Origin of the sequence: Chryseobacterium sp. LJ668, from assembly GCF_019613955.1 — a bacterium.
Lineage (GTDB): Bacteria > Bacteroidota > Bacteroidia > Flavobacteriales > Weeksellaceae > Chryseobacterium.
The window spans coordinates 3,386,860-3,413,171 of the sequence record NZ_CP080443.1 but is presented as its reverse complement, the minus strand read 5'-3'; the positions used below and the strand labels follow the sequence as shown (position 1 = coordinate 3,413,171).

Here is a 26,312-nt window from a genome sequence, read left to right as displayed (position 1 = left end):
AATGAATTCTCCTCACAGTACCCTTTCAAAAAGAATAAAACCAAATTTATCCATGGCTCAGATTATCAATATGAGCATGGGTTTTCTCGGAATCCAAATGGCTTTCGGATTGCAAAACGGAAACGCAAGCAGAATTTTAGCTAATTTTGGAGCAGACGTTCATGAGTTGTCATGGTTTTGGCTGGTAGCACCAATTACAGGCCTAATCGTTCAGCCGATTATCGGTCACATGGGTGATAATACATGGAGTCCGCTTGGCAGAAGAAAACCTTACTTTTTAATCGGTGCGGTTCTATGTGCCATCGGTTTGGTGATGTTGCCCAATGCAGCTTCAGCAACACAAATGATGGCAGCAAATGTTCTTTTATTAGCTGTGATTTTTTTAGCCATGATGGATGCTTCCATTAATGTCGCTATGGAACCTTTCCGTGCATTAGTGGGAGATATGCTCCCTAAACATCAGGCAACAATCGGATTTTCTGTGCAGACGATTTTGATCGGAATCGGAGCAGTAATCGGCTCTGAATTGCCCAATTGGCTCACTAAAATGGGAGTTTCTAATGCCGCTCCGCAAGGTTTTGTGGCAGATAATGTGATTTATGCTTTTTACATCGGTGCCGCGGTTTTAATTGTATCCATTTTATATACGATTTTAACTACCAAAGAATATTCACCGGAGGAATTTGCATCATTTGAAGGCGGAAAACCTATTGTGAAAAATGAATCTAAATTCTCAGATATTTTTAAAGATTTCAATAATGCACCGGTACAGATGAAGAAACTGGGAATTGTTCAGTTTTTTTCATGGTTTGCTTTATTTACAATGTGGGTTTTTACGACAAGCGCTTTGGCAACTCATCATTTCGGGCTTTCGCCTGATGATACACATTCTGTGCAGTTTAATAAAGCAGGTGATTTGACGGGTCATTTATTTGGGAGATATAATTTGTATGCTATTTTCTTTGCTTTTGCCTTAACTCCGATTGCCAAGGTGATAGGAAAAAAACAGACTCATGCATTGGCGTTGATTTGTGGCGGCTTTGGTTTGATTTCCATGTATTTCATTAAAGATGTCAATCATCTTTGGATTTCCATGGTAGGATTAGGTTTTGCATGGGCAAGTATTTTAGCAATGCCTTATGCAATGCTGATTGATACAATTCCGCAAAGAAAGATGGGAGTTTATATGGGTATTTTCAATTTTTTTATTGTCATTCCGCAAATTCTGAACGGACTTTTCGGGGGTCCCATTGTAAGCAGCATGTTTGCAGATCAAGCAATGGATTATGTTGTGGTGGGGGGAGTTTGTATGTTGATTGCAGCCGTTTTAACCATTATTTTCGTTCAATCTCATCACGAAACACCAAAAGAAATTGAAGAAGAAATTCAGCAGGTACATTTCTGAAAATTAAATTTAAGATATAAAAATGTGACTAGAAATATCAATAGGAGCGGACTTAGGTACGCTTTTTTTAGTTATGCGAAAATGGCTTTATCCAAAAACTTAATTATTTAAAAAACAAATAAACCTTAATAGGAAAATTTATTTCAAAAAACTGTCAGCTCAATATTCATCCGAATTCCTTTCTTACCTTACATCAACATTTTCCGACAACACTTGATGTACATTTGTACTATAAATAATCAAAAAATATCTACAATATGAAAACAGTATATCACAAAGCAGATTCCAGAGGCCATGCAGATCACGGATGGTTAAACAGCTATCATACCTTCAGTTTTGCAGGCTATCAAAATAGAGAAAGATCCAATTTCGGAGTGTTGAGAGTATTAAATGACGACACCGTTTCTCAGGGAATGGGATTTGGGACTCACCCTCATAAAGACATGGAAATTATATCTATTCCGTTGGAAGGAAATTTAGAGCATAAAGATTCTATGGGAACTACCGCCGTGATCAGAAAAGGGGAAATTCAAGTGATGAGCGCAGGAACAGGGGTAATGCACAGTGAATATAACCAAAATAAAGACGAAGCAGTGAAATTTTTACAAATCTGGGTTTTCCCAAGAGAAGTTGGTGTTGAGCCCAGATACGATCAGAAAAGCATCAAAGAAGGCGAGAAAATAAATGGATTCCAACAAATTTTATCACCCGACAAAAATGATGATGGCGTTTGGATTCATCAGGATGCATGGTTTAACCTGGCTAATTTTACAAAAGGAAATGGCAAAAATTACACGGTAAATAAAAAAGGAAATGGGGTGTATGCTTTCGTTTTAAAAGGAAGCGCAAAAGTAGGAGACAGGATTTTAAACGAAAAAGACGGTTTGGGAATCTGGGATACTCAGAGTTTCAATATCCAAGCGGTAGAGGATACCGAAATTCTTCTCATGGAAGTTCCTATGGACCTACCGGATTATTTAAAATAAACAACTAATTTTGCACCACCAAAGATTCCCCTCCTCTGGAGGGTAGGATCAATTTTCGAAGAAAACTGAGACGGGGTAGTTTTAAAAAATAAAATAGAAAAACCAGTCCGTAAATCACGACATTCAGTGGCGTAGGGAAAGACCCTATGAATAATAAAATCCATATTTCAGCCCTGCAAGGGCGAAATCATTCAGATATCAATATATATATAACAACTAAAAATGAAAATTCTAGCCATAGCAGGAAGTAATTCCGATACCTCAATTAATAGACAACTGGTAACATACGCAGCTTCACTATTCGAAAACGAAGAAATAGAAGTGGTAGACATGAACGATTTTGAAATGCCGATCTATAAGCACCAAAGAGAAGTAGAAAGTGGAGTTCCGCATCAGGCAAAAGAATTCGCTGCAAAAATTGACAGTGCAGATGTTCTTTTAATCTCTTTATCTGAGCATAACGGAACTTATACAACTGCGTTTAAAAATGTATTTGACTGGACTTCCAGAATTAAAGAAAGAGCCGTATGGAACGAGGTTCCGATGATTCTTATGGCAACAGCTCCCGGTGCAAGAGGAGGATTGGGCGTGCTTGAAGCGGCAGAAAAACGTTTCCCATTACATGGAGGAAATATTATTGATACTTTTACCCTTCCGTTTTTTAATGACAACTTTGATAAAGAAGCGCAGAAAATCTCTAACTTCGAAAAAGACACTGAGTTAAAAGAAAAAATAAATAAAATTTCTCAGGTTGAGACAATCTTGGAAAAATAGAATTTGAATATTAACTTAAAATTAATATCTTTGCAAAAAGAAAATAGATGAAGATTCAGTCCACTTTCAAAGAATGTTTTTCAATTAATGGAGAAACTGTGGACTCTGAAACTCTCAGATAAAACATCAGCCGATAATCTACCGAGATTGTCGGCTTTTTATTTTTTAAATCAAAAGTAAATATAAAGACAAAAGATGTCAGCTTGTAATCTGAAATCTAACATCTAAAAATCTAAAATAATAATGAGCAATACGTATAAATCTGCAGGGGTAGACAAAGAAGAAGGCTACAAAACCGTTGATAAAATCAAAAAGGCGGTCGGCGAAACGCACAATTCAAATGTATTGAATCATCTGGGAAGTTTCGGTGCTTTTTATGAAATCGGAGGTTACAAAAACCCTGTTTTAGTTTCAGGAACTGATGGAGTAGGAACAAAGCTGAAAGTTGCTTTAGATTCAAAAAGATATGACTCTATCGGGGTAGACTGTTTCGCAATGTGTGCCAATGACATCCTTTGTCACGGCGCAAAACCTTTATTTTTCCTTGATTATTTGGCTTGCGGAAAATTAGATTCTGAAATCGCTGCCGAAATCGTTTTGGGAATGGTAAAAGCCTGTAAAGATAACAATTGCGCATTAATTGGCGGTGAAACTGCCGAAATGCCGGGAATGTATCAACCGGGAGATTATGATGTAGCGGGTTTCTGCGTAGGAATTGTTGAAAAAGATCAAATTATTGACGGATCCAAAATCAAGACAGGAGATAAAATTATTGCCTTACCAAGTTCAGGTTTTCACTCCAACGGATTTTCTCTGGTAAGAAAAATATTCCCGAATTTTGAAGAAGAATTTGAAGGAAAACCTTTGTATGAAACTCTTCTGGTTCCTACGAGATTATATTATAAAGATATTCACAAAGTAATTGAAGAAGTAAAAGTTTCAGGAATTGCCCATATTACAGGAGGTGGTTTGTACGAGAACATTCCAAGAATCATCGGTGATGGATTATGTGCTTCAATCGATGCTTCAAAAATTCAGATTCCAACCGTAATGTTAGAGTTGGAAAAAAGAGGAAATATCGCTCGTGAAGAAATGTTCGGAACCTTCAACATGGGTGTCGGAATGATCGTTGTCGTTGATCCGGAACACGCTGAAAAAGTGCTTCACCTTTTAGATGACGCGTACGAAATCGGAGAAATCACAGAAGGAAGCGAGAAAATTGATTTGAAATTCTAAAAGACATCAGATTGTAGATAGCAAACGACAGACTTTTAGTCTGAAATTTAATATCTGAAATCTATCATCTAAATTAATGAAAAACCTAGTTATACTCGTTTCAGGCTCAGGAACCAATCTTCAGAGAATTATCGATACCATCGACAGCGGAGAAATCCGGAATGCAAAGGTATCGTTAGTTGTTGCGGACAGAGAATGTTACGGACTCGAAAGAGCAAAAAACCATAACATTGAAACTGTGTTGATTCCGAGAGGGAAAAACTTCAGCAGTGAATTGGGTAACATCATTCCGGAAAATACAGATTTAATCGTGTTGGCAGGATTTTTATCCATCCTCAAACCTGAATTTGTAGAAAGTTGGGCAGGAAAAATCATCAATATTCATCCAGCTTTACTTCCAAAATATGGAGGAAAAGGCATGTGGGGACATCACGTTCACAATGCGGTAATAGAAGCCAAAGAAGCAGAAAGCGGAGCAACGGTACATTTTGTAACAGTAGGAATTGACGAAGGAGAAGCGATTCTCCAAAAATCATTCGAAGTCACAGAAAACGATACTCCCGAGACATTAGCAGAAAAAGTTCACAAAATTGAATATGAAATTTTTCCCGTAGCTATCAACAAGGTATTGGGAAATAATTAGAATTTAATTATTAGAGACATAAAAATTCCCCTCCGTTGGAGGGTGGCAAAAATTCAAAGAATTTTTGAAGGGTGGTTAAAGCATCCAATAATTGAGTAACAACAGGAAGTGCTCAACAGAAAGAAAAGATAGGGCTCCATGTGTTATAAGTAACATCCAGTTTGTCATTCCGTAGGAATCTAAAAACAGCATAGATGCTCCCAGCATGACAAAATGAATGCTAAATAAAAATAAAAAGACACACTTAGATAAACAAAAATTATTTCAAAAAAATCTAGGTAAAAGTAAGATCGGAGGTGAAAGAACCGGTCTACAGTTTGAAATAACTGTAAAAAGTAAAAGTTGAAAGGCCTCAAAGGCAAAAGTAAAAATGAGTGAAAATCGCAATCCTGCGATTTTCGCTTCAAAAAATGAAAAAAATCTATGAGCAAGAGAGTTTTGATCAGTGTTTCTGACAAAAGCGGATTAACAGAATTCGCACAGTTTTTAGAATCTCAAAATTATGAATTGATCTCTACAGGAGGCACATTCAAACATTTGAAAGACGCTGGTTTAAATCCGATTCAGATCGATGAGGTAACCGATTTTCCTGAAATGTTGGACGGAAGAGTGAAAACTTTACACCCGAAAGTTCACGGAGGTTTATTGGCAGTTCGTTCAAACGAAGAGCACATGAAGACCGTTCAAGAGCATAATATCGGGTTGATCGACATGGTGATTGTGAATTTGTATCCTTTTTTTGAAAATGTAAACAAAGACATTTCATTACATGAAAAAGTAGAATTCATCGACATCGGAGGACCATCCATGCTTCGTTCAGCTGCTAAAAATTTTGATTCTGTCACTGTTATTACTGACGTTGAAGATTACGGAATAGTAAAAGCAGAAATGGAACAAAACGGTGACACCGTCATCGAAACTCGTAAAAGGTTAGCAGGAAAAGTATTCAATCTGACTTCAGCTTACGATGCGGCCATCTCAAGAATGCTGTTAGAAGAAGATTATCCAACTTATTTAAGTGCTTCTTATAAGAAAGTGGCAGATTTAAGATATGGAGAAAACCCGCACCAGACTGCAGCTTACTACACTTCAACTTTCGAAAACGGAGCAATGAAAGATTTCGAACAATTGGGAGGTAAAGAATTATCTTTCAATAATCTTCGTGATATGGATCTTTGCTGGAAAGTGGTTACTGAATTTAAAGAAGAAATGGCTTGTTGTGCCGTAAAACATTCTACACCTTGTGGAGTGGCAATCGGAACTTCTGCTTTGGAAACATATAAGAAAACTTTTGAATGTGATCCTGTTTCTATTTTCGGTGGAATCGTTGCTGCCAACTTTAAAATCGATGCTGCAACGGCTGAAGAATTAAACAAAACTTTCCTTGAGATCGTAATGGCTCCTGAATTTGAAGAGGATGCCTTGGAAATTTTAAGAAAAAAGAAAAATTTAAGAATCATAAAAATCGTTAATCCGGTTTCTGACAAACAAACCTGGGTAAAAGTTGACGGTGGAATATTGGTTCAGGACAACGACAGTACTTTCTCAGATGATATTAAAGTGGTTACTGAAACTCAACCGACAGAAGAGCAGAAAAAAGCATTATTATTTTCTCAGAGAGTCGTAAAATATGTAAAATCAAACGCGATTGTTGTTTCAAACGGTATTCAGGCTTTCGGAATCGGTGGCGGACAAGTCAACAGAATCTGGGCGACTCAACAGGCAATCGAAAGAGCAAAAGAGAAATTCACAGGAGAATTAGTTTTAGCTTCTGATGCATTCTTCCCTTTCCGCGACGTGGTAGATTTCTGCGCGCAGGAAGGTATTACAGCGATTATTCAACCTGGAGGAAGCGTAAAAGATCAGGAAAGTATTGATGCTGCTAACGAACACAAAATCCCAATGATGTTCACAGGTGTAAGGCATTTCTTTCATTAATTTTTTTTTGTGTAAATACAATTGCTGGTAACCAAAAGTCAATGGCTAACAGCAGAAAATTACATTTTCTAATTGTATTTATAGCATTCAAAATTATATATTTGTAAATTAGACTAGATAATAAATAAAGTATGAGAATATTAATCATAGGTGAAGGTGGAAGAGAATCTGCACTGGCAGCAAAACTTCAAAAGGACAACAGGGTTACCAAAATGTTTTTTGCCAACGGAAATGCATCTACAGACGCAATTGGGCAAAATGTTCATATGTCTGAGATTAAGGAATTGAGAGATTTTGCGATTAAAGAAAAAGTAGATCTTACAATTGTAGGTCCTGAAGCTCCTTTGGTAGCTGGTTTGAAAGATGAGTTTAAGAAGCATGACCTTAAAGTTTTCGGTCCGAACCAAAAAGTGGCAAGTCTTGAAGGAAGTAAGGCTTTCTCTAAGAAATTTATGCAGACCTATGATATCAAAACAGCTAAAGCTGTAGTCTTTGATTCATACAACGAAGCGAAGGCTTATGTAAAAACTCAGGATTATCCTTTAGTAATTAAGGCAAGTGGTTTAGCAGGCGGAAAAGGCGTTGTTATCTGTGATACTCTTGAGGAAGCAGAAGCTACCATCCACGATTTTATGATCAGAAGAATTCATGGTGATGCAGGGATTCGTTTGGTTATTGAAGAATTTTTACAAGGTTTTGAAGCATCAATTATTGCATTCTCAAACGGTGAAAAAATATTCCCGTGTATTGCTGCAAAAGATTACAAAAAAGCTGGAAACGGCGATAAAGGCCCAAATACAGGTGGTATGGGATCTGTAGCACCAAGCCCGGAATTTACGGCAGAGCATACTGCAGATTTTGAAAAAAATATTTTAGAGCCTACTCTTAAAGGTCTCAAGGCAGAAGGTTTCAGTTTTAAGGGAATCATTTTCTTCGGATTGATGGTAACCAAAAACGGAACCTATCTTTTAGAATACAACATGAGATTCGGAGATCCTGAAACTCAGGTTTTGATGGCGTTGATGGAAAACAATCTTTTAGACGTGATCAACGACTGTATGAACGGAAAAGAATTAAACCTTAAATTCAAAGACGAAAAAGCAGTTTGTCTGGTAATGTGTTCAGGCGGGTACCCTGGAAACATCGAAACAGGTTTTGAAATTACAGGAATAGAAAAAGCCAAGCACAGCCAGGTGTTGTGTGCAGGAGCTGTCAAAAAAGGAGACAAAATAGTTTCTCATGGAGGTCGGGTAATTAATATAGTTGCTACCGGCGCTACTTACGACGAAGCTAGAAAGAAAGTGTATGAAGACGCACATCATGTGCACTTCGATTACAGTTTTTACAGAGAAGATATCGGTAAATTTTAATATAATGCCCTGATTTTTCGGGGCTTTTTTTATTAGAAGCCGGGAACCTGCTGTCCACTGTATCTTTTTTGTCATTGCAAACTACTGAAGTTATCCCTAGAACATTCGCAGACTTGCAATAACAAAAAAGGATGCCGCTCCCATCAGGGCTAGGGTTTTCGTCCCTTTAAAAAATTAGGTAAATCAACATCATTTGTTTTATCATTTATAAATTATCAATTATAGAAAATGAACAACGGTATTATCATATTAGATTTCGGATCTCAGTACAACCAGCTTATCGGAAGAAGAATCCGTGAGATGGGGGTGTATTCCGAAATTTTGCCATTCAATACATCATTAGAGACTATTTTAGAAAAGCAGCCGAGAGGGATCATTCTTTCAGGCGGACCAAGTTCTGTAAACGCAGAAAATGCGCACTTGGTTGAAAAATCATTATACGAACAGGGAATTCCAATTTTGGGAATTTGCTACGGAATGCAACTTACCGCACACCTTTTAGGAGGAAAAGTTCATAAAGGCCAAAAAGGCGAATACGGGAAAGCGCATTTGGATATTGTGAAAGAAAGTTCTTTGTTAAAAGGAGTTACCAACAATTCTATTGTATGGATGAGTCATTTTGACGAAGTCGGAGAACTGCCTGCAGGTTTTGAGTTAAATGCAAAATCCGGAGTAATTGCTTCCATTTCTAATGAAGATAAAAAAATCTATTGCGTACAGTTTCATCCTGAAGTTTCTCACACAGAAGAAGGTGGAAAAATGTTGGAAAACTTCGTTTTCGCAATTTGTAACGCCGAGAAAAACTGGAAACTAACCAATTATATCGAAAAAACGGTTGAAGAAATCAGAGAAAGAGTTGGTGATAACAAAGTGATCCTTGGTCTCTCCGGAGGTGTAGACTCTTCTGTTGCTGCCGTTCTGATTCACAAAGCAATCGGAGATCAATTGCAGTGTATCTTTGTAGATACCGGACTTTTACGAAAAGATGAAGACGTCAAAGTGATGGAAAATTATGGAGAGCATTTTCATATGAATATCAAATTGGTTGACGCCAAAGAAAGATTTTTATCAAAATTAGCAGGAATCGACGATCCGGAAGCTAAAAGAAAAATTATCGGAAACGAATTTATCCATGTTTTCGACGAAGAATCTCATAAAATTGAAGGGGCAAAATTCTTAGCTCAGGGAACAATTTATCCGGATGTGATCGAAAGCCAGTCGGTAAACGGACCTTCAGCAGTAATCAAGTCTCACCATAATGTGGGCGGACTCCCCGAAGAAATGGAGTTTGAGCTTCTTGAGCCTTTAAGAGAACTCTTCAAAGACGAAGTAAGAAAAGTAGGTGAAGAATTGGGAATTCCTCATCATTTGGTACACAGACATCCCTTCCCGGGTCCCGGTTTGGGAATCAGAATCTTGGGTGCTGTAGATGCTGAAAAAGTGAAAATCCTTCAGGAAGCGGATGATATTTTCATTGAAGAGTTGTACAAAAACGATTTGTATGAGAAAGTTTCTCAGGCATTCGTAGTGCTTCTTCCTGTAAAATCCGTAGGAGTTATGGGTGACGAAAGAACTTACGAATACACTGCCGTGGTTCGTTCTGCGAATACTATCGACTTTATGACCGCAACGTGGAGCAGACTTCCTTACGAGTTTTTAGATACCGTTTCAAGCAGAATCATCAACGAAGTGAGAGGAATCAACAGAGTAGCTTACGATATTTCAAGCAAACCACCTGCAACAATCGAGTGGGAATAATTTTGATGCGTAAATAATATAGACCAGCTTTTCGAGGCTGGTTTTTTTGTTTTATAATTTAAAACTGATGCAAATGCAGAATGATAATTATGATATTGAGCGCTATCAAAATACAATATACTCCCTTCGATATATTATTTTTTGCAGGGAGAATATAGTTTATCAATATTGAAAGCATCAGAACAAAATAAACTAAACTATTTGTATCACGTTCTTCAAATTCAGAGTATGAAAATAAATTTATATTGTGAGATAATGCCTTTTTAAAATCAGAAAAAATAATTCTTATAAAAGAAATAATTAGAATTGTGGAAAAATGAGTAAGATGAAAATATTTCATTTTGAACTAATAATTGAGATTCGAATTTAAAATATTTCAATAAATATAGTGCTATTTTTCAATAGGAATAAATTTTGAACGTACTTTGTAATTCAATTCATCTTCAAAATTATGTTTGACAAACAGCAGCGAAAGCTAAAAAGATCTGCACGTTTAATTTCCGTTTTAAGCAAATACGGCTTCAAAGATATGATTGCCAGAATGGGCAAAAAACCGGAAGAAAATGCTTTGCAGAATGACGAAATCATTTCCAAAGGAACCGTTTATGAAAGAATCAGGATGGTTCTGGAAGAATTGGGTCCCACTTTTGTGAAACTTGGTCAGACATTCAGCAACCGGGAAGATCTGCTTCCACCCGAATTGATTCAGGAGCTGCAGAAACTTCAGGATCGGGTAGAGGTTATCGATATGAATGTGGAAGAAATTCTTGAAAACGAATTTAATATTTCTGTTAAAGACCATTTTTCTGAAATTATTACAATACCATTAGCTACCGCTTCGATTGCACAGGTTTATAAAGCAACACTCAGTAGCGGAGAAAAAGTTATACTTAAAATCAAAAAACCTGATGTTCTTTCTATTATTGAAGATGATTTATTGCTCATTAAAGATCTGGTAAAGTTGATTTCGACATACTCTGAAATTGGCTCAAAATTAAATTTAAAGCAGGCCATTGCCACTTTTGAAAAATCTTTACTGGAAGAGGTTTCGCTCGTTAACGAACGAAATAATATCCATCAGTTTGCTCTAAATTTTAAAAATCATAAAGAAACCTACGTTCCCATTATCTATGACGAATTCTCCAACAATAACGTCCTCTGCATGGAATTTATTGACGGAATAAAAGTTACCGATAAAGAAGAACTTTTAAAACATCAAATTGATCCTGTGACTGTTTCTGAAGTAGGTTTAAGACTTTTCGTTTCACAGATTTTAGATTACGGATTTTTCCATGCAGATCCTCACGCTGGAAATATTTTGGTAAAAAAAGATGGAAAAGTTGTTTTCATCGATTTCGGAGCCATAGGGAAAATTCAGCCCAATGACAAAGAAATTCTTGAAAGTCTGATTGTTGCTTTCGTGGCTAAAAATTCCAATAAAATTGTTCGTTATCTCAAGAAAATGGCGGTCAGCTATGAAATTCCGGATGAAAGAAGATTTGAAAAAGATGTAGAGGAAGTTTTGAATTTTGTTCACAGCACGTCCCTGAAAAATATTGATCCGAACACGATCATGAATAAAATGAAAGATGTTCTGAAAGAAAACAGGCTTTACATGCCTGATTATTTTTATCTCCTGTTTAAAGGGATTGGCCTCATAGAAGGGGTAGGAAGAACCATTAATCCGGATTTGGATCTTGTAAAAAGTCTTCATCCTTACACCAAAAAAATTCTCGCCAGAAAAGTAAGCCCGAAAAAGCTCCTTAAAACCGGAATAGAGAAAATGATAACTTTTACGGATAATATTGACGAAATTCCAAAAGAAATGCGTTCGGTTTTACAGAAGCTGGATGATAATAAATTTACCATTTCGAGCGAGATAAAAAATATTGAAAAAACAAATCAGCTCATAAAATCAAGCATCATCAATTTAATTTTGGCAATGGTATTGGGAGCAAATATCATCGCAACAGCCATTGTTTTTGTCTCTGAAACCGGTCCGAGAATGGGTAACATGTCTTTGGTTGCAATAGTAGGATTTATGTTTTCGATGCTTTTAGTAACCATTATTTTATTAAGAATTATGAGAAAGTAATGCTCTCGCAAAACATCATTGACCGATTATTTCTCCTTAATCCCAAAGTCATTCATCAGTTCAAAACCATAATTGCGTAAAGCGGTAATAATTATTATGGCTTTATTTCCTCTTTCTGTAATAGTGTATTCTGTTCTGAGCGGCACTTCAGGGAATATTTTCTTGGAAATGAAACCATCATTTAACAATTCCTTTAAACTTTTTGATAGCATTCTGTCTGAAATATGAGGAATATGATGGGCAAGTTCAGAATACCGCCAGGTTTTATCTTTTAAACGCCAGAGAATTGGCATTTTATACATTCCTCCTATTTTGCTCATGGCAAATTCAACAGGGTTGTGAAACAGGTGCTTATCAGAGATAAAATCAGGCATACTTACATCTTTGTGCGTTACTTACAAAGATAACCATTATTGTTTTAGCCAAAACTCAGAATTATATTTGTTTTAATAAAATTAAAAAAAAATTAAAAAGGCAAATATGAGAAAAGTAAAAGAAGTACATAGCTATGTTCATTTTCACGGTGCGCCTTCAAAAGGAAAAATCTTAATGGTCGCGAGTTCACCGAGTGTAAGTCAGCAAACCAATTGGCCAATCGGTTTTTGGGCAGCAGAGCTCACTCATCCTTTACGAGTGTTTCAGGAAGCCGGATATGATGTGGAATTGGTTTCTACAAATGGTGGCAAACTGGAAATGGATGGTTATTCAAATCCTCTGGACGAAAGCGGTTATTCATCTCATGACATAATTTCTTTAGGATATTTGCAAAAACCTGAATTTACTGCAATGCTTGAAAATACGAAGAAACTAACTGAAATTGATGAAAAAAAATATGATGCTATATTCCTTATTGGAGGACAGGGGCCAATGTATACTTTCAGGGGAAACAAAGATTTAGAAAGCTTATTTGTAAATTTTTACGAAAACGGAAAGCCAAGCGCTTCAGTGTGCCACTCAACCGCTTTATTATTGGAAGCTAAAACATCTGATGGCGAGTTATTGGTAAAAGGAAAAACATGGACGGGCTTTGCAGATGCAGAAGAAGATTTTGCAGATCAGGCGGTTGGAATGAAAATTCAGCCCTACAGAATAGAAACGGAAGCAAGGAAAATTGACGGAACAACATTTAAAGTTGAAATTCCTTTCAGCGCTTATGCTATTGCAGATGGTAACCTGATTACAGGGCAACAACAGAACTCAGGTGCAGCCGCAGCAGGATTGGTAGTTGATCAATTATCCGGGAAAAATAATTAATATTGTAAAAAAATAACAAGATGAAAATAGCAATTATTGGTTCTGGAAACGTAGGAAGCGCATTAGCGCAACAATGGATTAAAATGAAGCACACTGTTTTGATAGGCGCTCAGTTTCCTCTTAGTGAAAAAAATGTCTCTCTCGCTACAAAAATCGGTGAAGATCGTTTTGCCGTTATTGAAAATGCAGTAAAGCAGTGTGACGTCATTCTTATTGCAACACCGCCAATGGCCATTTTTGAAATTATCAAGAAATTAGGAAATGTATCCGGAAAAGTAATCATTGACGCTACAAATGCAGTGATGAATGCTCCCGAACCGTATCAAACTGTTTATCATGCTTTAGCAGACAAAACTCAGGCTGAAATTGTAAAATGTTTCAATACAACAGGTTTTGAAAATATGCTTAATCCATCATATAATGGTGAAAAAATAGATATGTTCATGGCGGGAGACAGTGAGAAAGCAAAAGAAGTTGCCAAGCAATTAGCTTTGGATTGTGGTTTTGATTCCTGTATAGATTTTGGAAAAGCGGATAAAGTAGAACTGTTGGAAAAATTTGCCCTTTCCTGGATTAATCTTGCCATAATGCAAGGCAATGGAAGAAATATGGCGTTTAAAGTTTTGAAAAGATAATTTGTGAATAAGGCTGCAGTTTTGCTTCTGTCTCTTATATTATCTGCTCGTTTCATACACAAAACCTTACTCTATAAGAAGTTCAAAAATTAATTCTCTATCTTTGCAAAATGGAAAAACTCACTTTTGCAGACTTTGACCTTCCGGTTAGAGTTCTTGATGTTTTAGCAGATTTAAATTTATTTGAGCCTACCCCAATTCAGGAAAAAAGTATAGGTCCTATTCTTTCCGGAAGGGATGTGATGGGAATTGCACAGACTGGAACGGGTAAAACGTTAGCGTATCTTTTACCGGTTTTAAAGACCTGGAAATATAATAAAACAGGAAATCCTACAGTTGTTGTGCTGGTTCCTACAAGAGAACTGGTGGTGCAGGTAACGGAAATTGTAGAAAAACTGACAGAAAATATCACTGCAAGAGTAATAGGAATTTACGGTGGAAAGAATATCAATACACAAAAGCTTTTATTCAATGATGGCTGCGATATTTTAGTCGGAACTCCGGGTAGAATCATGGATCTGGCGATTGATAATGCCATTTCACTGAGAGAAGTTCAAAAGTTGATTATTGATGAGTTTGATGAAATGTTGAATTTGGGTTTCAGACCTCAATTGACACATATCTTTGAAATGATGAGAGAAAAAAGACAGAATATTCTTTTTTCTGCAACCATGACAGAAGCTGTTGACGAAATGCTGGAACAGTATTTTGCAGGTCCTATTGAAATTTCACTGGCAAAATCGGGAACTCCGCTTGAAAAAATTGAGCAGACTGCTTACAAAGTTGAAAACTTTAACACAAAAATCAACCTGCTTGAATATTTGCTGAAAAACAATGCAGATATGTCTAAAGTTTTGATTTTCGCTAATAATAAAAAACACTCAGACATACTTTTTACCAAAATAGATGAGCTTTTTCCAGAGCAGTTTGATGTTATTCACTCCAACAAATCTCAAAATTACCGCTTAAAAGCGATGAAAAGATTTGAAAAGGAAGAGATCAGAGGTTTAATTACAACTGATGTTATGGCGAGAGGTCTGGATATTTCAAACATTACGCATGTTATCAATTTTGAAACTCCGGAAGTTCCTGAGCAGTACATTCACAGAATTGGTAGAACAGGTAGGGCAGATAAGGATGGAAAAGCTATTACTTTTGTTGCTAAAAAAGAAGAAACTCTTGTCTTAGATATCGAATTATTGATGGACAAAGAATTACAGTACATTGATTTCCCATCAGAGGTCAAAATCAATCCTAAAAAGATTGCATCTGAGGAAGATGTCATTTTGATGAAAAATCCCGCACAGGGAAAATTGTATGAAGGAGGAGGTGCATTTCATGAAAAGAAAGACAAAAATAAAAAAGAAAACTGGGGTGGGCCTTCAAAAAGAAAAGAGCCTAAAAAATTCGGTGCCAACCGATCACAGCAGAAAGCCATTTCGAAATCTAAAAGAAAGAAATAAGAAAAACGATTCCAATTTGGAATCGTTTTTTGTTTATTTAATATCTATGTTGTTTTTTTTCAGAATTTCTTTAAATTTTTCGGTCTGTCCTTTTTCCTTCATATTTTTATATATTAATGATAGTATGCTTTCTGCATCTGTTCTGTAAGGCGATTTCTGGTCATTATAAATTCTGTAGGCTTTACAGATGTAGTCTAATGCTTTTTCATCATCTTTGATACCTGAGAAATAGACATTTCCAATTCCGTAATATACTTCAGGATCTCCGGGATGTACTTTATCTAATTTTAAGTAAGCGTCAATAGCTTTTTGATATTCTTTTTTGTAAATGTATATGACGGGAATGTTCTGCAACGGCATTTTTCCTGCAGGATCTGCTTCAAGAGATTTTTTATACGCCTCAAGAGCTTTATCATATTCTCCAATTCTTCTGTAGCACAACCCCAAATTATCCCATGCATAGGTATAAGATGGATCTTTTTTTACAGCTCTCTCATAATTTTTTATTGCTTCTACCCAATCTTCTTTTTTTGATGCTTCAATTGCTTTGTGATAAAAGTCTAAAGCTTCATCATTTTTAGTGACTTTTTCTATTTTGCTTTCTGCAACATTTACTGCATCTTTTAGACTTGAGCAGTTTTTCATCATATAACGTTCAATCTCATTATAACTTTCTATATATTGCTTAGAATCTTTATCAAGATCAAGATTGATATTCACTTCTTTTTTACCATCTACTTCAGGAGCGTTTTTAGACAGTTCATCAACAGTTGAAAGAAGAGAACCTAATTGTAAAGCACCTGTATGCTTGTCAATGCAACCGTGAACATCTTTTATGATATCCGATTTATCTCTGTTAAAAATTTCTATGGAATCTACACATTTACAGGCATTGTCAGAGAGTTCCTGAATCAATTTTTTATTGTTTGGGGTCTTCTGTGCAAAACTTAAGCAACAGATGACTAATGCAATTAAAGTGGTTAGCTGTTTTTTTATCATGTTGTAATTATTTTAGATAAGGTTTTATCACTTTTGCCCAAAGTTGGTACCCCTCCGGAGTTATATGAAGCATATCATTTAGAAAAAGGTCTTTTCTTACATTTCCATTAGAATCATTCATTGTTTTTGTAATGTCAATAAATTCTGCGTTCTTTTCCTTCTTCATAAATTTTGCAATTTTCTCATTAGCTTCTGTCATTTGAGGCCAGAGTTTTTCGCGGCTCGGAGAATATTTTATTGAAATGTAATCAACTTCAATATTCGGAAACTTTTCACGTATTTTTATGTAAAATGTTTTAAATCTATCCACTACGACATCAGCTTTTAATCTTTCATCATCAGCAAAATCATTTTCACCGCAATAGATAATAATTTGTTTGGGTTGATAGGGTTTGAGTAAATCTTCAGAATAAAAATTTAAATCTGTTAATCTTGAACCTCCAAAACCTCTGTTAATGATTATTTTACCTGGAAAATAATCTGCAACATCCTGCCATTTAGTAAAAGATGAGCTTCCGATGAGCAAAATAGCATTTTTCGGAGAGGATTTTTTAAGATCTGATTTCTTAAAATTTTCAATGTCCTGCCAAAACATCGGTTTTTCTTTCTGTGAAAAAATAAGGATAGAGGTCAGCAATAGAAATGCTGAAATGATTTTCTTCATTATTCTGATTTTTAGTTAAAATAAATAGAATAAAAAACTCCCGAGATTTTCGGGAGCTTGTTAACTTATCTTACGTAATTGATAAAGGTGTAATCGATGACCGTGTCTCCGTCGTAATCTATACTGTCAAACATTTCCATCAGTCTTAGCTCTGAACTGCTCAGAATGACAACCTTATATTTTCTTGCGGTATCATTGTTATATTTAATAACCAATTCTTTCGTTTCGGCATCATAAGTGTAAGTTCCTTCAGTTTTAGAACTGGTACATGTAGCTCCTACACCGGTTACAGCTGTATATGCTGCATAAAAATCAATTCTGAATTCAGTTGTGCTTTTCGCGTTACAGCCTGTAGGGGTATCAGTTGAAATTACAGTTTTATTGTCTGCTCCTGAAATAATTTCAGCTTTAGAAACCTTCCATTCACCTTTCAGCATATCCATTTCAAAGTGTTGAACGTCATCATCTTCGCACGAAGTAAGTGCCAAACCAGCAAAGGCAAATAAAAGTAAGTATTTTTTCATTTTCACAAATTTTAGAATATGCTAAAATATAAATAAATTTGAAATATTTATAATGAAATTAAGGTTTTTTAGATGAATGTTTGTAAAAAAGACAATTTCAAAAAAGAAGCATAGATTTAATCTGGGAAATCAACACTGAATGGTCATCCAACTTAAACTGTTATTCTAATAACTCATCTCCACAATTTTGTATGCGTCCTGAGGAGTCAGTTTTTTATGTTCACCCAATCCAATCCAATTTCTTTCCGTAAAAGCTTTCTCAACACGTTCTGCAGTGTTGAGGTAATCATCAGTATAATCTGAAAGTCTGGTCTGAATATGCAGACTGTGGAAAAACTCTTCCATTTTCCTGATAGCAGCTTCAGCTTTTTGTTCTGTATTTCCTTCAGTTATTTTCCAAACTCTTTCAGCGTATTGAGCTAATTTTTCCTTTTTATTTTCGAAATTATAGCGGTAATGAGAAGGTGCGATTACTGCGAGAGTTCTTGCGTGATCAATACCGTAATAAGCAGTTAGCTCATGGCCCATTGCATGAACTGCCCAATCGGTGATTACTCCCTTTTGAATAAGGCCGTTAAGAGCCATGGTACAACACCACATAAAATTTCCAGCTGCATCATAATCAAAATTTTCAGCCATTACTTTTGGCGCGGTTTCCTGGAGACTGATCAAAATGCTCTCTGCAATCCTCTCCTGGAGATCTGCAGAAGACGGGAAAGTCATATATTGTTCCAAAACGTGAGTATAAGCATCAGCAATACCATTCGCAATCTGTTTTTTCGGAATAGATTTTACAACCTCAGGATCCAAAACCGAGAATTGAGGAAACAGCCCTGGTCCGCCTGAAGATAATTTCTCCCTAGTTTCTCTTCTCGAGATTACATATCCTGAATTCATTTCTGATCCGGTTGCCGGTAACGTTAAAATAGTCCCGAATGGCATTCCTTTACCTTCCAAGGTTCTAATAGGCTTTTTCAAAATTTCCCACGGTTCGCCTTCGTAATTGGCTGCTGCAGATAGAAATTTCACTCCGTCAATCACAGAACCGCCTCCTACAGCGAGCAGATAGGTAATCTTGTTTTCTTTGATATCTTGTAAAGCCTTCACCAAAACTTCATATTCAGGATTGGCAGGAATACCTCCGAACTCAAAGAGATCATAATCTTTCAAAGTTTGCTTTACCTGCTCGTAAATGCCGTTGGTTTTGATGCTTCCACTGCCATAGATCATTAAAATTCTTGCATCTTGTGGGATTTCTTTTGAAATTTTGGCAATTTCTCCCTTACCGAAAAATATTTTTGTGGGATTTTTAAATTCGAAATTAAGCATTGTTCTAAATTTATTTAGATCAAATGTACGCATCGGATGATGAAATTTCAGTTAATAAATGTTTAAAATTTGAATGATTATGTTTTAATAAAACGATGGAATTTTGAGTTGTTTTAAAAATATCAGTTCGAATCGTTTTCTTTAATTTTATTTTGTAAACGGATGTAAGAAGATCTTGTCTTGATTTCGTCTTTTACCTTCTTTAGTTTTAATAAAGTGTAAATATAGATAGGAATAAAAATTAGCGGAAATATTGTGAAAATCGAAAAGCCATTTTTATTTGTAATGTAAATAACAATTCCTGTGAATAGTAAGATAATTAAGGTGAAGATTATTATTGTAGACTGATATTTTTTTTTCGTACGTTTTAATTCTTCCAGGCTTTGATCCGAGAATATCTTCTTTTGCATTGTGATTGGTTTAGAATAAATAAAATCTAAATTACAAAAAATAAAATAACCTGACAGTATAAAATTCCCTATTTGATGATACATAGAAGATGATGGTGCTGTATGTTGCTCAAAATAAGTTTGATAAGTTGCGATTTTGAATTTAAAAAAAAATAATATTTTTTTTCTCATCATTTTTACATTTCAAAATGTCTGAGATTAACGAAGAATATTTTTCTATATGAATAAACAAGTATCACCTCTTTTAATTTATATCAAATGGAGCGGAACTGGAATTTTTTTCTATTCTTAGCATTTCAATTTTAATAAATATGATTCATCAAACCGCATCATTCATGCAGAATAAATGATGTATGTAATCGATTGCAATTTGACTATTTGTGCTAAATTTTTTGTAAAAATCATCCCGAAAAATAATAATTGAATACAAAAAACTTTACATTTGTTGTATGAGACAAGACCAGCGCACAGAAAAATTCAGGCAGATTGTAGAAAATAAATTTCAGATTTACAACTCATTATTTATGAGCCTCCCTTATGATAAAATGACCAATATCGGGATGCTTCTTCCTTTTCTGTATGAAGAAAGTAAAGAAGGTTATCAATCAGGGAAAACTCCTGAAGATATCGTAGAAGAATTCTTTACCAATCATACAGATCTGCAGACAGAAGAACAAAAATTAGAATTGCTGTTTAAAATCATTCAGTATATAGAAAGACAGGTGGTTTTGTTTGACAGTATTGAAGATGCAGCATTTCCGAATTTGCATTCTGAAAGTGACAGCGGAACCGCGACCAATCTTTTTGAGCGTTCGTTGCAGGATCATAAATTAGAAAAAGTGCGCGAAAAGCTACGGGATTTTACAGTAAAAGTGGTTTTTACGGCTCACCCTACACAGTTTTATCCAAGTTCGGTTCAGAGAATTCTGCATGATTTAAGAAAGTCTATTACCGATGATTCGATTACCAATATCGACATGCTTTTGCAGCAGTTAGGGAAAACGCCTTTCGTCAATAAAGAAAAACCAACTCCGATTGATGAGGCTTTGAGCATCATTCATTATCTGAGATATGTTTATTATGATACCATTGGTGAGTTGTTCACTAAAATAAAAAAAACTTTTGGTACAGAGCATTATCATTTGCATGAGGATTTAATTCAGCTCGGCTTTTGGCCGGGAGGTGACCGAGACGGAAATCCTTTTGTTACTGCTGATGTTACAAAAAGAGTTTCTGAAGAACTGCGCTCTGCAATTTTAAAATCTTATTATGGAAATCTGAAAGATGTCAGAAGAAGATTGAGCTTCAGGGGTGTTTCAGAAATTTTAGGACAGTTGAGTGCAGAATTGTACAGTGCTATTTTTAGAAATGAAATAATCACTGCGGAACATATAATCAAAAGGCTTGATGACGCAGAGGAAATATTGATAAGTCAGCATAATTCGCTGTTCTTAGACCAGCTTGAAAACTTCAGAGATCGAGTAAAAATCTTCGGGACTCACTTTGCCACTTTAGATATCAGACAAGACAGCAGGATTCATCAGCAGGTGATTGATGATGTCTACAGAGCTCAGTTGGGTGAATCTGAAGCAAGTCATGAAGAAAAATTTAATCAGCTGATTCAGCTTTCAGAAAAAATAAATGCCGGTGATTTTAATGATATTGTAAAAGACACCTTACTCAATGTTGTACAGATAAAAGATATTCAGTTAGCAAACGGACATCGAGGGATGAATCGGTATATTATTTCCAATTCTGATGCGGTGAAAGATGTGATGAATGTGTATGCATTTTTCAAAATTTCGGGGTACAGAGATGAAGAAATTAATATGGATATTGTTCCGCTATTTGAGACGATGGAAGGTCTTGATAATGCCGAAAAGGTGATGAAAGATTTATACGAAAATCCAATTTATCAAAAACATTTGGAACGTAGAGGAAATCAGCAGACGATTATGCTCGGTTTCTCCGACGGAACTAAAGATGGTGGTTATCTGAAAGCCAACTGGGAAATTTACAAAGCCAAAGAAGTGCTCACTAAACTGTCAGAAGAAAACGGAATTAAAGTTGTTTTTTTCGACGGTAGAGGTGGTCCGCCGGCTAGAGGCGGAGGCAAAACCCACGATTTCTATGCTTCCCAGGGAAAAACAATTGCCAATAATAAAATTGAATTGACCATTCAGGGACAGACCATTACAAGCATTTTTGGAAATAAAGAGCAGGCAAAATATAATTTTGAACAGCTTCTGACGGCTGGCGTTGAAAATGATGTTTTTAAAAACTCTAAAAAAGATCTTACGGAAAAAGAAAGAGCTCTGATTCTTGAGCTGGCCAATATCAGTTATAAAAAATATTCAGATTTAAAAGCGCATCCCATGTTTGTGCCTTATCTTCAGGAGATGAGCACGCTAGAATATTACGGAAAAACCAATATCGGAAGCCGACCTTCAAAACGCGGTGGTGGAAATGAACTGAAATTTGAAGATTTGAGAGCTATACCTTTTGTGGGATCATGGTCACAGCTTAAACAGAACGTTCCTGGATTTTTTGGCTTTGGTTTTGCGATGCAGCAATTGAAAGATGAGGGCAGATTTAATGAAGTGAGAGAATTGTACAGAGGTTCTGATTTCTTTAAAACTTTAGTATTAAACTCGATGATGAGCATGAACAAATCGTATTTTCCGTTAACCTATTACATCAAAGACAATCCGAAATTCGGTGAATTCTGGAATGTGCTTTTCGAAGAATACAATCTTTCAAAAGATATCATGCTTGAACTGACAGGTTTTACGATGCTTCAGGAAGAAGATCCGTTGTCAAGAAAATCTGTGAAAATACGTGAGAAAATTGTACTTCCGTTGTTGAGCATTCAGCAATACGCTTTAATGAAAATTCAGAAAGGTGAAGGAAACAAGGAAGCGTATGAAAAACTGGTAACAAGATCGCTTTTTGGAAATATTAATGCGAGTAGAAATTCGGCTTAAAGTCACATAATTTAGTTTAATGTGTACTTAAAATATGTCTATTTAATTTAGACCAAACCTCAAAAATCACCAACCAAAAGTAATTATATTTCATTGGTGATTTTTATCAATTAAGTTTTTCAAATTCTGTAAGACTGCTTTCTTGCCATTTACCTTTTTCGAATTTGAAAAATTTTGAGACTGAAATTTTAAAATTATAATAATAATCTGCTTTAACAAAATTATTTTTGTGAGATAAATAAATTGCCAGTCCCGAATACCTATATACATCATCACCAAGTGTTAACGGTCTATTGTCAGTTTTTTTATAATAACTATAATAGGATAATTCTTGCGGCGGACGTGTTATGAATTTTCTATCAGTTAAAACTTTTCCGCTTTCAAATTTTTTAATGAAGGGGTTTTGATGTTCAAAATTATTTACAAATATATTATCTGGATATTGTAGTGATTGTACGAGAACTATTTTTTTTCTACGATTAGTTTTCATAAAATTTTCGAAATTTTCTTTGTTCCACAAATTATTAGTTAAATTTTGACGAATATTACATTATCTAATGGTAATCTAGGTTTTGAGCTGCTGATGTCATTTCCCCATTCCTCGTATCTAAAATTTAGTAGAATTATATCACTCTTTTCAAAATACTTCTTTTTTAGTTTCTGTGTAATTAAACTTGATAGTTGTTTAAAGTTAAAACTGTTTTCAAATTCTGTAAACTGTTGTAATTGTCTTTGGTTGTTTACGGCGTATTCTTCTTTACTAATTCCCAGGCATCCATGGCTGTCACTTATCCCTGCGATTTTTGGGCATGCATCTTCTTCATCCCTTATTCCATCATTATCAGAATCAATAATTTGAGATTTACAGTAAAAAAATTGTAAAATAAATAGTACTGTTAAAATTGTTTTAAACATCCAATTTTCAACTTATAATTAAGGGTTTTTATTCTTTCAAAAATTTCTCATAATAAACCTGATCTTTCATCTGAATTTTCAGATAATAGGTCCCATTAGAAAAATCCTGAACGTTGATTGATTTTTGTTTTTTTGATTTTAAAACTAATTTTCCTAAATTATCATACACTTCAAGAGATGAGACTTCACCTTCAGTTGCGATATTTAAAATTGTTTTTACTGGGTTCGGGAAAATGGCAAATTTATCTTTTTTCACCAGTTCAGAAGTATTCAACACTGAATTATATAAATTTCCGAAATTCAAAATCCCATAACCCATTTGGTCCGTATAATTGGGGAAAAGGGAAGCAGTTTGTCTTAATTTGGTTTTCATTAAATCCCTGCTCATCGTAGGAAAAGCCTGTATCAGACATGCAACTCCGCCGGCAGCAATGGGTGTAGCAATTGATGTCCCCGAGACTGAAGTTGTAGTATTGTTATCAACAGTTGTTGCAGCTGTTCCTCTTGCGCTTGCATCGGGCTTTATAACACCTAGAGAATTAGGCCCATACGATGAAAATCCTGAAGACAATCCTGCAGAATCTACAGATCCGATGGTGAAAACCTGTGCATTGTCACCAGGTGTTGTAATATAATGCCAGGTTTGCTCACCCGAATTTCCGGCCGCAATCAAAACAAAAATTCCTTTACTTGCGGCAATCTGGCTTGCTCTCGCAATAAAAGAAGTTGTTCCGTTCATTTGGGCGTAAGTATAGCTATATTTTGGGTCATCGAAAACGTTATAGCCTAAAGAAGTTGTGATGACATCTACACCTTTTCTGTCGGCTTCTTCGGCAGCTTCGATCCAGTAAAGCTCTTCTTCGGGAACCTCTACAGCCGCATTTTCGCTTCGGTAAAGATAGAAATCTGCATCAGGTGCAGAACCTACAAAAGTATTTTGAATGTATCCGCCAATTGCTCCTAATACCACGGTCCCATGTGCATTTAAAGAAGTATTATAGATATTGGTAGTTTTTGTCACAAAATCATAACCGGCTTTAATTTTATTGTTAGTCCATAATCTGGAGAATGCCGTGCCCGTATTGACATTAGGGAAACCTGTGTCGATCACCGCGATTGAAACGCCGTTTCCTGTGAACCCCGCAAGATGAAGCGGTCTTAGATTGATCTGATCAATCTGTTCTGATCCTGAACCATAATTAAATGTTGTCAAATCTTTTTGAGCTTTTTCGAAACTTTCCCATTTATTGGTATTTTGAGTTTTTAATATCAATGAAGAGTTTTTCGCAAAACTTTCTACAGACTGCACAAAAGGCTGAGCTTTGATTAAATTAACCTGAGCCTGATTGGCATTTACGGCAACACCATTTAGCCATTTTGAGGAGTCTGTAATTGTAAATCCTAAATTCTGAAGATTTTGGATGTAGCTTTGTTCAATCGGCGCGTCCTGGTCATTCAGGGCTATTCCTAAAGCAGTACGTCGATCGAGTGCCTTTTGAGAAAGCTCAGACAAAGGATTGGCATAGAAAGCTGTTTTATTGGGTTTGCTGTTAAAATAGACAAAAACCAATTCGGTTTGAGCCTGGCTTAAACTATAACCTGCTAAAAAACAAATTAATAAAAGTTTTTTCATTGTTTATTTTTTATAAAGATAAAACAAATTCAATAAAATTTTTCGCAGGATTTTAAATTCCTTATTTTTACGAAAATATTTGTGTATAAAAATCGCCGTACAACATTCTGCATATCAGAATACCAATAAAAATAGCGATAACATTTGACTTTTAAAAATTAACATTTACCATATGAAAAAGATACAGATGGTTGACTTGCAAAGTCAGTATTATAAAATAAAAAATGATGTAGATAATGCGGTTTTAAATGTGTTGGATTCTGCGGCTTTCATCAATGGCCCTGAAGTAAAATCTTTCCAAAACGAGCTGGAAGCCTATTTGGATGTGAAAAATGTAATTCCGTGTGCCAATGGAACCGATGCTTTGCAAATCGCACTCATGGCGTTAGATTTACAGGAAGGTGATGAGGTTATTACTGCGGACTTCACTTTTGCAGCGACGGTAGAGGTTATTCATTTGCTTAAATTAAAATCTGTATTGGTAGATGTTGATTACGATACTTTTACAATTTCTACAAAGCAGATCAAAAAAGCAATTACTCCTAAAACAAAAGCAATCATTCCGGTACATATTTTCGGACAGTGCGCGAATATGGAGGAGATTTTAAAGATTGCTGAAGAACATAATTTATTTGTGATCGAAGACAATGCACAGGCAATCGGTTCTCAGTTTACCTTTTCAGACGGAAGCGTAAAACACGCAGGTACGATGTCAATTGTCGGGACAACTTCATTTTTTCCGTCTAAAAATTTAGGATGTTATGGTGATGGAGGTGCAATTTTTACCAATAATGACGAGTTAGCCCATAGATTAAGAGGGATCGTCAATCATGGAATGTACGAAAGATACTATCACGATGAGGTCGGGGTAAATTCAAGATTAGACAGCATTCAGGCGGCAGTTTTAAGAAAAAAACTTCCCAATCTGGATTCTTATAACGATGCCAGAAGAAAAGCAGCTGATTATTATGATGAAGCTTTCGGAGGAAATGAAAATATTTTAACTCCGAAAAGAGCAGCATATTCAACACACGTCTTCCATCAATATACCTTGAGAATCCTTAACGGAAAACGAAATGAATTGCAGAAATTCTTAACTGAAAAAGAAATTCCGGCAATGATTTATTACCCTGTCGCCTTAAGAAAACAGAAAGCCTATTATCAGGAAAGCAACGATAGCGATTTTTTGAATACCGATAAGCTTTTGGATCAGGTAATTTCTCTTCCGATGCACACAGAATTAGACGAAGAGCAGCTGAAGTATATTACAGATGCTGTGTTGGAGTTTATAAGATAA

22 protein-coding genes are annotated in these 26,312 nt (G+C 35.6%); 14 read left to right on the top strand and 8 right to left on the bottom strand.

Features of this window, described 5'->3' with window-relative positions:
- Nucleotide 1 precedes the first annotated feature (1 nt).
- The 9 genes from K0U91_RS15955 to K0U91_RS15915 all read left to right on the top strand — a co-directional run bounded on the left by K0U91_RS15955 (nucleotide 2) and on the right by K0U91_RS15915 (nucleotide 12,205).
- Nucleotides 2-1,405 carry an MFS transporter gene (locus K0U91_RS15955; RefSeq protein ID WP_220179449.1) on the top strand — a complete coding sequence of 468 codons (1,404 nt, stop codon included), beginning with the start codon at nucleotides 2-4 and terminating at the stop codon, nucleotides 1,403-1,405.
- Between the two features lie 257 nt (nucleotides 1,406-1,662).
- Entirely contained in the window at nucleotides 1,663-2,391 is a 729-nt protein-coding gene (locus tag K0U91_RS15950; protein ID WP_220179448.1) for a pirin family protein, read from the top strand.
- Between the two features lie 222 nt (nucleotides 2,392-2,613).
- Nucleotides 2,614-3,165 (top strand): NADPH-dependent FMN reductase, encoded by a 552-nt coding sequence (locus tag K0U91_RS15945; protein WP_219968618.1) that lies wholly within the window; start codon nucleotides 2,614-2,616, stop codon nucleotides 3,163-3,165.
- A gap of 243 nt (nucleotides 3,166-3,408) precedes the next feature.
- Nucleotides 3,409-4,401 (top strand): phosphoribosylformylglycinamidine cyclo-ligase, encoded by a 993-nt coding sequence (gene purM / locus K0U91_RS15940; RefSeq protein WP_220179447.1) that lies wholly within the window; start codon nucleotides 3,409-3,411, stop codon nucleotides 4,399-4,401.
- A gap of 76 nt (nucleotides 4,402-4,477) precedes the next feature.
- Nucleotides 4,478-5,044 carry a phosphoribosylglycinamide formyltransferase gene (gene purN / locus K0U91_RS15935; RefSeq protein WP_220179446.1) on the top strand — a complete coding sequence of 189 codons (567 nt, stop codon included), beginning with the start codon at nucleotides 4,478-4,480 and terminating at the stop codon, nucleotides 5,042-5,044.
- A 423-nt stretch (nucleotides 5,045-5,467) separates the two neighbouring features.
- Nucleotides 5,468-6,982 carry a bifunctional phosphoribosylaminoimidazolecarboxamide formyltransferase/IMP cyclohydrolase gene (gene purH / locus K0U91_RS15930; protein WP_220179445.1) on the top strand — a complete coding sequence of 505 codons (1,515 nt, stop codon included), beginning with the start codon at nucleotides 5,468-5,470 and terminating at the stop codon, nucleotides 6,980-6,982.
- Between the two features lie 131 nt (nucleotides 6,983-7,113).
- Nucleotides 7,114-8,352 carry a phosphoribosylamine--glycine ligase gene (gene purD / locus K0U91_RS15925; protein ID WP_219968622.1) on the top strand — a complete coding sequence of 413 codons (1,239 nt, stop codon included), beginning with the start codon at nucleotides 7,114-7,116 and terminating at the stop codon, nucleotides 8,350-8,352.
- A gap of 228 nt (nucleotides 8,353-8,580) precedes the next feature.
- Complete coding sequence (gene guaA / locus K0U91_RS15920) at nucleotides 8,581-10,110, top strand: glutamine-hydrolyzing GMP synthase (RefSeq protein ID WP_220179444.1); 1,530 nt, start codon at nucleotides 8,581-8,583, stop codon at nucleotides 10,108-10,110.
- Nucleotides 10,111-10,561: 451 nt separating this feature from the next.
- Nucleotides 10,562-12,205, top strand: a complete 1,644-nt coding sequence (locus K0U91_RS15915; RefSeq protein WP_220179443.1) for an ABC1 kinase family protein — start codon at nucleotides 10,562-10,564, stop codon at nucleotides 12,203-12,205.
- A gap of 26 nt (nucleotides 12,206-12,231) precedes the next feature.
- Here the strand turns inward: K0U91_RS15915 and K0U91_RS15910 are convergent, their stop codons facing one another.
- Nucleotides 12,232-12,579 (bottom strand): winged helix-turn-helix transcriptional regulator, encoded by a 348-nt coding sequence (locus tag K0U91_RS15910; RefSeq protein ID WP_219968625.1) that lies wholly within the window; start codon nucleotides 12,577-12,579, stop codon nucleotides 12,232-12,234.
- Between the two features lie 106 nt (nucleotides 12,580-12,685).
- Here K0U91_RS15910 and K0U91_RS15905 point away from each other — a divergent pair, with 106 nt between their 5' ends.
- The 3 genes from K0U91_RS15905 to K0U91_RS15895 all read left to right on the top strand — a co-directional run bounded on the left by K0U91_RS15905 (nucleotide 12,686) and on the right by K0U91_RS15895 (nucleotide 15,557).
- Complete coding sequence (locus K0U91_RS15905; RefSeq protein WP_220179442.1) at nucleotides 12,686-13,459, top strand: type 1 glutamine amidotransferase domain-containing protein; 774 nt, start codon at nucleotides 12,686-12,688, stop codon at nucleotides 13,457-13,459.
- Nucleotides 13,460-13,479: 20 nt separating this feature from the next.
- Nucleotides 13,480-14,094 (top strand): NADPH-dependent F420 reductase, encoded by a 615-nt coding sequence (locus K0U91_RS15900; protein ID WP_220179441.1) that lies wholly within the window; start codon nucleotides 13,480-13,482, stop codon nucleotides 14,092-14,094.
- 110 nt (nucleotides 14,095-14,204) lie between these two features.
- Nucleotides 14,205-15,557 carry a DEAD/DEAH box helicase gene (locus K0U91_RS15895; RefSeq protein WP_220179440.1) on the top strand — a complete coding sequence of 451 codons (1,353 nt, stop codon included), beginning with the start codon at nucleotides 14,205-14,207 and terminating at the stop codon, nucleotides 15,555-15,557.
- A 33-nt stretch (nucleotides 15,558-15,590) separates the two neighbouring features.
- Here the strand turns inward: K0U91_RS15895 and K0U91_RS15890 are convergent, their stop codons facing one another.
- The 4 genes from K0U91_RS15890 to K0U91_RS15875 form a co-directional block, all read right to left on the bottom strand.
- Entirely contained in the window at nucleotides 15,591-16,556 is a 966-nt protein-coding gene (locus K0U91_RS15890) for a tetratricopeptide repeat protein (protein WP_220179439.1), read from the bottom strand.
- A gap of 7 nt (nucleotides 16,557-16,563) precedes the next feature.
- Nucleotides 16,564-17,220: a GDSL-type esterase/lipase family protein gene (locus tag K0U91_RS15885; protein WP_220179438.1), complete on the bottom strand. Its 657-nt coding sequence runs from the start codon at nucleotides 17,218-17,220 to the stop codon at nucleotides 16,564-16,566.
- A gap of 65 nt (nucleotides 17,221-17,285) precedes the next feature.
- Nucleotides 17,286-17,744, bottom strand: a complete 459-nt coding sequence (locus K0U91_RS15880) for a lipocalin-like domain-containing protein (protein ID WP_219968631.1) — start codon at nucleotides 17,742-17,744, stop codon at nucleotides 17,286-17,288.
- Nucleotides 17,745-17,909: 165 nt separating this feature from the next.
- Nucleotides 17,910-19,073 (bottom strand): iron-containing alcohol dehydrogenase, encoded by a 1,164-nt coding sequence (locus tag K0U91_RS15875; RefSeq protein WP_220179437.1) that lies wholly within the window; start codon nucleotides 19,071-19,073, stop codon nucleotides 17,910-17,912.
- A gap of 859 nt (nucleotides 19,074-19,932) precedes the next feature.
- On the opposite strand from K0U91_RS15875, the gene K0U91_RS15870 reads away from it, so the two are divergent.
- The gene (locus K0U91_RS15870; RefSeq protein WP_220179436.1) at nucleotides 19,933-22,467 is read left to right on the top strand and encodes a phosphoenolpyruvate carboxylase; all 2,535 of its coding nucleotides are present in this window, start codon (nucleotides 19,933-19,935) and stop codon (nucleotides 22,465-22,467) included.
- Between the two features lie 106 nt (nucleotides 22,468-22,573).
- Here the strand turns inward: K0U91_RS15870 and K0U91_RS15865 are convergent, their stop codons facing one another.
- From K0U91_RS15865 to K0U91_RS15855, 3 genes are read right to left on the bottom strand one after another with little or no spacing between them, the layout of a single operon-like run.
- Nucleotides 22,574-22,957, bottom strand: a complete 384-nt coding sequence (locus K0U91_RS15865) for a hypothetical protein (protein ID WP_220179435.1) — start codon at nucleotides 22,955-22,957, stop codon at nucleotides 22,574-22,576.
- Between the two features lie 38 nt (nucleotides 22,958-22,995).
- Nucleotides 22,996-23,382 (bottom strand): hypothetical protein, encoded by a 387-nt coding sequence (locus K0U91_RS15860; RefSeq protein ID WP_220179434.1) that lies wholly within the window; start codon nucleotides 23,380-23,382, stop codon nucleotides 22,996-22,998.
- 28 nt (nucleotides 23,383-23,410) lie between these two features.
- Nucleotides 23,411-25,015: a S8/S53 family peptidase gene (locus K0U91_RS15855; RefSeq protein ID WP_220179433.1), complete on the bottom strand. Its 1,605-nt coding sequence runs from the start codon at nucleotides 25,013-25,015 to the stop codon at nucleotides 23,411-23,413.
- Between the two features lie 172 nt (nucleotides 25,016-25,187).
- Here K0U91_RS15855 and K0U91_RS15850 point away from each other — a divergent pair, with 172 nt between their 5' ends.
- Entirely contained in the window at nucleotides 25,188-26,312 is a 1,125-nt protein-coding gene (locus tag K0U91_RS15850; protein WP_220179432.1) for a DegT/DnrJ/EryC1/StrS family aminotransferase, read from the top strand.